The sequence below is a fragment of the Marinospirillum insulare DSM 21763 genome (assembly GCF_000686905.1).
GTDB classification, from domain to species: Bacteria; Pseudomonadota; Gammaproteobacteria; order Pseudomonadales; family Halomonadaceae; genus Marinospirillum; species Marinospirillum insulare.
The window spans coordinates 1-8,805 of the sequence record NZ_JMLW01000050.1; the positions used below are offsets into that span (position 1 = coordinate 1).

Consider the following 8,805-nt stretch of genomic DNA (forward strand, 5'->3'; position numbering starts at 1 on the left):
CTCAATAAAGCGTTTTTTTGAGCGTTGTTTGATCCTTTCTTCGGTAAATTCGTGAGCCTGTTTAGGCCGATATCCACGTTTGCCTGTATTACGTTTAAGCTCTCGACTAATGGTTGATTTGTGAACACCAAGCGTTTTAGCGATCTCAGTTTGGGTTAAATTGTTATCAAGCAGGGCAGATATTTGGTATCGTTGCTCTCTGGTGAGCTGTGTGTAGTGTCTCATGTTTGCTTCTCATTCTTGGTCGATTGAAAAGCATAAGATGCTACAGCAGCTTGCCATCCAATCCTAGTTTAATGAGTTGCACTTGAGAGTTGAATCCAGGATACAAAAAACCGCTAAATCCTGTTATTGAGAGGTTTTTCAAGTGGAATATTAGCCATACAGTAAAAGCGACGGTTATAGGATTAAGCTCTAGCTTGGAAACAAAGTAGCTAAGTATTGCTACTAGCACTCCCATGATAAATGCGACTAGAGGTATTCCTGCATAACCAAAATTTGCATAAGCTTCGCCCCAAAAGACTGTTGGCATACTACCAACGGTGCCTTGCTCTGCTAGATTTGGAAACTTCCAATCCATTATTTGAACTGTATAGCGAACAGGCTCAAAAGGCATGATGCCGCCTGGGTTTGGAAAAGTTCTTCCCATTAGAAACTCTTGATGCTGAGGAAAGTATTCCAAATAAAAATAAGCAGGAGAAATACTTCCAGCAAAAGCACGAGAAAAAACCGACCATAGAGCCTGCCCAGCTGAGCCGGAACCCATAAAGTAAATGTAAAAAACTACTAAAATTGAAACAACAGAAACGCCTAAGATGATAATGTCTTTTTTGGGTACATAACCATTATGCCGTGTAAGGTAGTGCGCCATAAACAAGGCCATTAATAATCCTACGAAAGGCCCTTTCTCTGTTGCCATTACTGCAACAAAAGCTGATATAGAAAAAGCGATTAAAAACAAAATAAGGTTTAATAGTCTTTTTCTAAGTAGCCAAGAAACATAAAAAGTTAAAGTAACTAGAGTTCCTATATTATGCAGAACTAACGAATACCAATGGTACTTACCTGAAAAATCATTACCCATTTTACTTCTTGCCAAAGTCGCTGCTCCCGCACCGTCCTTCAAAGCAACTAAAATAGCGACTTGATTTATTTTACCTAAATAAATATAAAGCACTAATGCAACTAATAGCAAAACAACTAGCATAGAAATAAACCTAAACTTATTAAGTTTTTTAATCTGAGAGGAAATAATTGGAACAGGTGTTAAATTAATTACTCTTCTTACAAATATAACCCCTAATAAAAAAACAATAATGCTGGCACAAGAAAAAAAGGTAACAGTTAGAACAAGCGCTGGGTTAGTAACACCTGTAGCTACCCTGTAAGCATCAAGCTGATAAAAAAGTGGAAAAGTACCCAACACCGAAAAAGCAAACAAGGCTACTGTTACTAGGTTGACCATACTTATTTGGTTTAACTGCTCACCAGCTACTCTAAGTAAAAAAAACATGCTTAAGGGTGTAAGCAGAAACAGCATCCAAAAAAGAATATCTAACATGTGGTTAACCTAAGTTTTTAGTAATCGTATTTTTGTGCATCTGCCTATGCGCTTCCAGCTGGCTAAAGTAGGAGTTATGCCATAGCAGGGGTTGTTGGATTCAGGCAGTGAAAATAAGAGAGATTTAATAGAACCTAGTCTGAATTTTCAATACCACTATTTGTATTGTTAGGCAAACCAAATTTTTCAAATGCGCGTGGCACTACAAAAACTGCAACCATGCCTACTAAATCAAGTGCAGCTATAAGGCCTGCTACTGCAGGTGAGAACTGTGCAACTACACCAGCAGTAACTAGGCCGCTGATTGCAATACCAAACCCCATCCACTGTCCACGTCGGTCTTTTGCTATAGCACCCTCAAGACCTTTGCGCTGCATTTCTTGCACATGCGCTTGGTCACTCTGCGCCATTTGTAAAATTGCTTTTTGTGTTTCAGGGCTAAACTTATTGAGTTGATCTGGGTGTGGTAATGGGCCGCTATAACTTTCACTGTGCATCGCCATCTGTAGCATTACTTGTACATTAGAGCTGGGCAAAACCTGACCAAGCCTCTGTTGCTCATCGGCAGATAATTTTCCTGCTTCTAACCTTGCTAACAGGTTATTTAACTCTGCTTCTTTTTCAGGAGACAAACTGACTTGGTTTTCTTGCATGTTAAGCGTGCCTGGTTTCATTTTTTTCGTAGTTTTTTGTTGCCTTTTTTAGCGACTTACCCACGCTAGACCAGGTGCTGTACATGCGTTGGCTAGCTGTGCCTTTTGGCATAAACTCTGAATAATCGCCAAGCGGGGTAATATCCATAACGCTACCCATGGCTAAGAATGTTCGTCTGTAATCACGTGTAGTATTCATTTTCTTACCTTTAGTTTTACAGCTGTGTAGAAAGTATAGCTTAATATTTAGGGGTAAAGCTAAACATCTTCCTTCACTAGCTTGGCATACAGGTCTTTATCTTGCTGACTATTAAAGTGGCTGTTATGCCATAGCAGGGTAAAGCAGCCTTTCACTTTGCGGCAGGTGTCTTTGAGTTCTAAAAACTTGTTTTCTGCTTCTTTGCCGTAGCCTAGGTTCATGTAGCGGTCGGCGATGATGGTGCATTCCATCGCTATCAGTGGCCTTATGCGTATTTGTAGTGATTGCTGGGTGATGGTGTTAAACGCTGGGTACTCAAAGCAGGTGCCGCAGCGAAAGCCGGGGCGGTCTGCGTAGCTTAGGGTGGTGTCGTAGGTCATGCCGGCGTCGTTCCAGGCTTGTAGCGTGGTGGGGTGTTGCCAGCGTAGGTAATGCATACGTCCGCCAAATTCGTTTTGTTTGATACCTTCTTTTTGCATTACAGCCCGTAGCCGGTCGGCTTCTTGTTTTATTAGTTCTGGCTTTTGGTAAGTGCCATAGCTGGGGTGTAGGCCAATTTCGTGGCCGCGTTCATGCATTCGGCGCATTAGTTGGCGAATAATGGGGTGTTCGGGTTGGTAGTCGGCGTCCATTTTGCTGGTGGTGCCGCAAATAAAATAAAAGGCGCTTTGTAAGCCGTGTTTTTCTGATACATCCATTAGCCATTCAAAGGTGTTGTGTGGGTCGTGTTGGCTAAGTTGTTTGCTGCTGGTGAGTTTGATGTAAGGCGCTTGCAAGAAGGCTTTGATATCGCGGCGTTTTAGCAGGTGGCCGGCCATCATGCGGATAATGGTTTTCCAAGGTTTGAATTGATACAGGCTGGGTGAGTCCACATCATGGCTCACCTTCATACTAAACTCATGCTGCTTAAGCTCAACCTGCGGCCACTGTTTTTGGATCACTTGCCCTAGCACATGCAACCACTCATCCACCACAGGGCGCTCAAGGTAGCCGTGTTTATACGCGTGTGAATGAATGGCTGGGAAGCGGCCGTGGTTGTCTAGGTCGGTGCGGTCGATTTCTTCTACACGGTTGAGCATCCAGTAGGTGAGGCCCAGCACATCATAGTGCACCACATAGTGATCTGCTGCCTGTTCAATTAAAGGTTGCGGCAACTCGCGCACACCCAGCGCGGGTAAAGGCTGCTCTAACACACTCAGCCAACCGGCTTGGGCGGCATCCCACTCGCTGTGCGGTAAGTCGGAGTGCGACTCGTGAAAAGCCGAGTTTAAGCTTGGAAACAGGATAAAGCCTTGTTCACAGTCGCTAAGGGACAGTTTTAAACCGGCTTGGTAGGGTTGCAAAGTAAATGCAAATCCAAAGCGCTCTTCTAAAATAGAAGCAAGCCAGTTAAGGGCGGGGGTAGAAAATTGGGGCATTGTTAGAACCTTAAATTAGCCACGAAAAAACACGAAAGGGCACGAAAGTAAAAGCAAAAAGCAAAAAGCAAAAAGCAAAAACTTTTTTGGCCACGACAACGCTTGCGTTGAACGTCCAAGGGGTGATCTTAAAGAGTGATTGAAGTGAATGAAACCACTAAAAAAATAGAAGATATTCATAAAATAGTTGTGATTAATATTATAAGATTTCAACGTATTCTAAATTTTTTAGACTTTGTTTATAAGGTAGAGTGGTTATCTTAAGTTCACTCACCAAGCACCGGAAGACTGCTGAATGAGATACAATTAAGTTGTTTTCTTTATTAGTTAAAAGGTTTGGTACAACTTCTAATAAACGTTTTTTTATATTTTCTAAGCTTTCTACCGTTGAACTTTTTTCTAATAAAACTCTTGATTCTTGGGTTTTGTAAACACCCTCAAACTCAGCAAAATCACGCTCTTTTAATAATGGTTCAATTATTATTTCAGGCTTATTTATCTGCTTTTTAGAAATACACTTAGCTGTTACATGAGCCCGTAGGAGGGGGCTAGTATAAATATTATCGAACTTAATTAAGGATAGTTCTGTAGCCACTTCATCTAGTTGCTTTAGGTAAGCTTCAGCTATTGGCTCATTTTGGTGTCCTACCCATGTATTGCTCAAGTTTCCATGTGTGGGAGCATGCCTTATAAAGTACAACATTAAATTACTAAAGCTTGGTGTATTGGATGGCTAGGTTGGTACTTGTTTTTTAAAGCAGTCACTAGATTTTCTGAGAACTCATCAGCAAGCTTATTAAGTCTTACATAGCTTGAGTTTTCTTTCCTATCTCTTTTTATCACACTGTTTAGGGAGTCACGGGTTGTGGGATTGCTTATGTCTTGTAGAAAATTCTCATAGGGTATTAGATTTAAAGCTTGTTTTGTTAGAAGCTCTAATCTTTCTAAGGGTGTTAAAGAAAATAACTCAAGTGATTTTTCAATTCTTTTTTCGTAACCAAGGTTATATAGCTCAGCTACTGCAAATACGCCGCTTACATATAAAAGCTTTCGAGAGAACTTTAATTTTATATTTCTTAAGCCCCATTCCTTATTATCTTCACTTACCTTGTACTCGAAGTCTGTAGCAATGGTTCGATAGTAGCGAATAATGTCATTCAATAAAAAGCGGGAGATGTTTTCTTTAACATCTGTTGGTTTAATATACTTTTCTATTAGAATTTTTCTATAATCTTCAAAGGATTTCTTATTATATAGCCAAGTTCCTTCTAGTAAAAAAAGCATGCGGCGCGTTAAAGTTTGATTAGTATCATGCTCACCACCAATGTTTATTTGCATATCACTAAATTTTATTGCCGCATCGAATGTGCCTGTATCACCTGGTGAGTTAGGAACTAAATTATTAATAGTTTTCTTTATACTTTCTATCTCTTCCGGAATGGTTTCTGCTACGTCACGGTCTTTATCAAATATAATATACCAGTCTATATCTGATTCAGACGAGGCCTCATTTCTTCCGTATGAACCAGTAGCCACTATACAGATATCATTTTTGTACGGACTTTCTTTTAAGGTTGCACTCAAATCTTGCCTAAGCTTTTCGAGTGTGGTTGTAGTGTATTTTTTTGCTGTTACTAGGCTATAAACTTCCATTTAATTAGTCCTTACTGTAAGTACTGTTTATTTTTAGTATAAAGATAACGCTTATTTATTTCAGATTCTTTTGAATCAATATAGTATTTTCTTTTTGTATAGCTTAAAGGTTTTTCTGGGCTTAATAGGGTGTTTTTTGACTTGTTACTAAGACTATAAATAGATGAAAAAACGTGACTGAATTTTTGATGCCAACTATTTTCTCTTTTAAAAAGATCGTATGTAGTCAGTGTGCTTTTACCTTCTCTTATTGAGTTTTGACTTAATACATCTGCTAGCAAGCCATCTCCAGAAGTAATTAAATAATCATAAATATTGTGTTTCAAATTCCAAAAGTCATCTAATACTTCAAATTTATTTGCATCATCTGAAATAAAAGATGCTATAGCAACGCTTGCTGTGCTAAAAGCTTGTGAACGAGGGTTTAGGTAGCTATAGCTTCTAATAATTCCATCAATGGTATCTAAGTTTATTTTGCTACTAAATAAATCACCGCCATCTACTTTACTTGCTTTGCCATCAATTAAACTTTTAATAAATGCGATATCTATATTTTTATTTAGTAGATGATTTAAATCTTTTCCTAAACTCACTTGGCCATCCAATATCATCTCCCCCATTTCATGATGCCCAAAACCAAATTTTTCCTTTAAATAAGGCTCTACGCTGTGCGAAAGAGGAGGGTGACCAATATCATGCAGTAGTCCCGCAATGACCAAGTGGTGAGTAAGTTCTGAGCTGTAACTCCGCTTTATAGCGATCATCTGAGCAAGAGCAGCGACATTAAGCGAATGGTCTGACCTTGTGCGTTGTGGTTTAGGTAAACTTTTGAAACAGGGCAAGTAATCAATGGCACCTAAAAATGAAACACCATTAAGACGCTTGAAAGCGTTGGTAGTAATGACTTTATGATAAAGCTTATGTGTTCTTATCAAAGTAAGACTTTCTTCAAGCTCACAAAAATTGCTTAGCCCTTTTAGGCTTAGCTGTAGTGGCTCTCTATCTTGCTTTAGATCGTTCATTAGGCACTCGTGATCTTAGGTTGTATTGAATACTTATCTTACATTAGGAAAAATAAGTTCGCTACCAGCCCAATAACTAATGGAATTTATGGATATAATTGTCAACAAACTCACTTACACAAAGCTAAATTTTATCAATTACTTGCTTATGCCTTGCAGCACTCTATAAGCTTTTAGCAGTTTTGAGTTGGTTTTGCTTATGGTGACTGTTGCGTAACTCTGGATCGCCGCCCATCAGGTAATACGCTGATTTAGCTTTTTGATATAAGGTAAAGAGTCTGTTTTCTTAGGAAAGTATTACAGTAAACTTCTATGCTTATCAGTTATTGATGTATTAGCTGCTTGCATATAGTAATCCATTGCTTCTTCTTCGGTTATTGGTATTTTCTTATAAGCCATAACAAGCAAGATAATAATTATTGGCAACTCTCTTATATAATCGCCCAACAGAGTTTCATGGTAGAGAAATTTTTCTGTGCGTTTTAGCACCTTGCTTGCACGGCGCTTTGCAAACACACCAGCTTTGGGTCGGGTTAAGTCTAGCTTGTAAATAGAACCTACCAATAGCGCTTCTAGCTGAATAACTAAGTAGTTAAACTCTTCATCAAGCACCGCACCCAATATTACCAACAGCTTATTGCCTAGCAAGTTAAAATCTTTTTCATTTAGCACAATACCTTTAGGTAAAGGCACACGATTAAACGAAATAAGCATGGCATTAATTGAAGCGAAATAACCCTGCATCAGCACAAGATGTTGCCTAACATTAGTGTCTAGCCACAGTTTGTGTTTCTCTAGCAACCCCTCAAAACCTTGTTTCCCTAACGCAAATTCACGAAACTTTTCTACTGAAGTGAAAATATCAGCGTATTGAATGTGCGGATCGTAGGGTAGTTCCATATCAAGCTTAATAATAAGCTCTCGTACTTTAGATGCATCTGACTGATACATTTCTGACTTTTGGGTATGGGTTTCCATAAACTGCAAAATTTCTTGCTGGGCATTTACCCGCTTTTCAAGAATGACACCGGCTACCCGCGTGCGCTCATCTTTTTTCTTGAGGTAGAAGGTGGTGACGAAAGCGATGAGTAAACCAGCCAGCAAGGTGGATGCGAGAGTTATGGCACCTTCCCAGAGGAAAACGGGGTAGCCGAGGTAGGTTTCGGGGTTTTGTATGGGGTTCATTTATTGGCCACAGAAGACACGGAAGGCACAGAAGTAAGTTTTGTAAGCTTTAAGCTAACTAAATTAATATTTCCTGATTATATATCGCTGTTGATACCACTTTGGTTTCATCATTTAATCTTGCCGTCAATGTCTGTATTTTTTCACCAAACAAATTAAAGTCAGAAACATTTAAAGGCTTTAGTTGTGCGCAATCAATCTTATTCAAGCTATAAAGCTCTCGTAGTTCCATTAAGAGCCTTCCTAGTACATTTTTACCGACAAGCGTACCGTCAGACTGGGGTTTAGCACCCCAAAAAGCATCTTTTGTAGAGTACTCCACTATTGGTAAGTCTTCTGTGGCTAACAACAACCCGCCGAATGTCGACTGATTTTGTAATAGCTTAGCCCGCAAACACCAGCGCATAAGTGCTACACGTACAGAATCCCAATCTTCCCTTGTGTGCTGCAAATGTTTTCTTGCATACATTTTTGCTGTCATAGGACTGGTTTGCTCTATAACAAGTTGTTGAACTTCTGGTAAATGTGGAAAACGGCAAGCTTGGTACAAAGCTTCTGATGTGCGAATAAAGCTATTATTCACGGTTATCGGAAAGCCCGGCGCCATATTTGATAGCCCACCAAACCGCTCGTTTGTTTTGTGAAACATAGCGATCTGCTGGGTATGGTAAGTGCGTGTTTCTACATTTTTCGGCATCTTGCTATTAATTAGTTTTGCGTGGAAATAAAGGGTACCACGGATTCCCAGCCCATAGGGCTAAGGGCGTATTGTTCGGGCAGTTGCGGTAGGTGAGATGCATTGCGCCAAAGCCAAAAGAATCATAGCCTGTAAAGCCAAGAGGTTTATGTGCAGGGCCAAAATTTCCGCTGCCCTGAATTATTTCTACACCTTTAATTAAAAACTGCTCTTCTAAAAGTTGTCTACCGCTTTCTGATGGAAAAACACCATTATTAGTTAATGTAATTGGTTGGCGCTTATGAGGCTGAGTTGGTAAGCCAGCTTCAAAGTTAACAACATTTGTAGTGGTCAAGTAAAACTAGCCACCGGTTTATAGTTATTCCAGTAGTTTTCTTCAGCCTGATTGGGGCTCATGCCACCGTTGTGCTGATGTGG

Annotated in this window: 11 protein-coding genes; all 11 read right to left on the bottom strand. The window is 39.7% G+C overall.

Annotated features, from left to right (window positions below; genetic code table 11):
• On the bottom strand, window positions 1–225 hold a 225-nt coding region (locus BP27_RS16350; protein WP_027850395.1), incomplete at its 3' end, for a helix-turn-helix domain-containing protein.
• 40 nt (window positions 226–265) lie between these two features.
• A complete protein-coding gene (locus tag BP27_RS0113025; protein ID WP_160169846.1) occupies window positions 266–1,441 on the bottom strand; it encodes an O-antigen polymerase in 1,176 nt (391 codons plus the stop codon).
• Window positions 1,442–1,695: 254 nt separating this feature from the next.
• Complete coding sequence (locus BP27_RS16355) at window positions 1,696–2,214, bottom strand: DUF2335 domain-containing protein (RefSeq protein WP_051610578.1); 519 nt, start codon at window positions 2,212–2,214, stop codon at window positions 1,696–1,698.
• 1 nt (window position 2,215) lies between these two features.
• Window positions 2,216–2,413, bottom strand: coding sequence for a hypothetical protein (locus BP27_RS0113035; RefSeq protein ID WP_027851916.1), 198 nt, complete (start codon window positions 2,411–2,413; stop codon window positions 2,216–2,218).
• Between the two features lie 59 nt (window positions 2,414–2,472).
• Complete coding sequence (locus tag BP27_RS0113040; protein WP_027851917.1) at window positions 2,473–3,831, bottom strand: polysaccharide deacetylase family protein; 1,359 nt, start codon at window positions 3,829–3,831, stop codon at window positions 2,473–2,475.
• 199 nt (window positions 3,832–4,030) lie between these two features.
• The gene (locus BP27_RS0113045; protein WP_027851918.1) at window positions 4,031–4,534 is read right to left on the bottom strand and encodes a histidine phosphatase family protein; all 504 of its coding nucleotides are present in this window, start codon (window positions 4,532–4,534) and stop codon (window positions 4,031–4,033) included.
• Entirely contained in the window at window positions 4,534–5,484 is a 951-nt protein-coding gene (locus BP27_RS16360; protein WP_051610579.1) for a nucleotidyltransferase domain-containing protein, read from the bottom strand. Before BP27_RS16360 ends, BP27_RS0113045 begins: the two co-directional genes overlap by 1 nt.
• An 11-nt stretch (window positions 5,485–5,495) precedes the next feature.
• Entirely contained in the window at window positions 5,496–6,506 is a 1,011-nt protein-coding gene (locus BP27_RS0113055; RefSeq protein WP_027851919.1) for an HD domain-containing protein, read from the bottom strand.
• A gap of 297 nt (window positions 6,507–6,803) precedes the next feature.
• A complete protein-coding gene (locus BP27_RS0113060) occupies window positions 6,804–7,691 on the bottom strand; it encodes a hypothetical protein (protein ID WP_027851920.1) in 888 nt (295 codons plus the stop codon).
• Between the two features lie 58 nt (window positions 7,692–7,749).
• The gene (locus BP27_RS0113065) at window positions 7,750–8,388 is read right to left on the bottom strand and encodes an NADAR family anti-phage protein (protein ID WP_027851921.1); all 639 of its coding nucleotides are present in this window, start codon (window positions 8,386–8,388) and stop codon (window positions 7,750–7,752) included.
• A 7-nt stretch (window positions 8,389–8,395) separates the two neighbouring features.
• Window positions 8,396–8,722, bottom strand: a complete 327-nt coding sequence (locus BP27_RS0113070) for a phosphoribosyltransferase-like protein (protein WP_027851922.1) — start codon at window positions 8,720–8,722, stop codon at window positions 8,396–8,398.
• Window positions 8,723–8,805 lie beyond the last annotated feature (83 nt).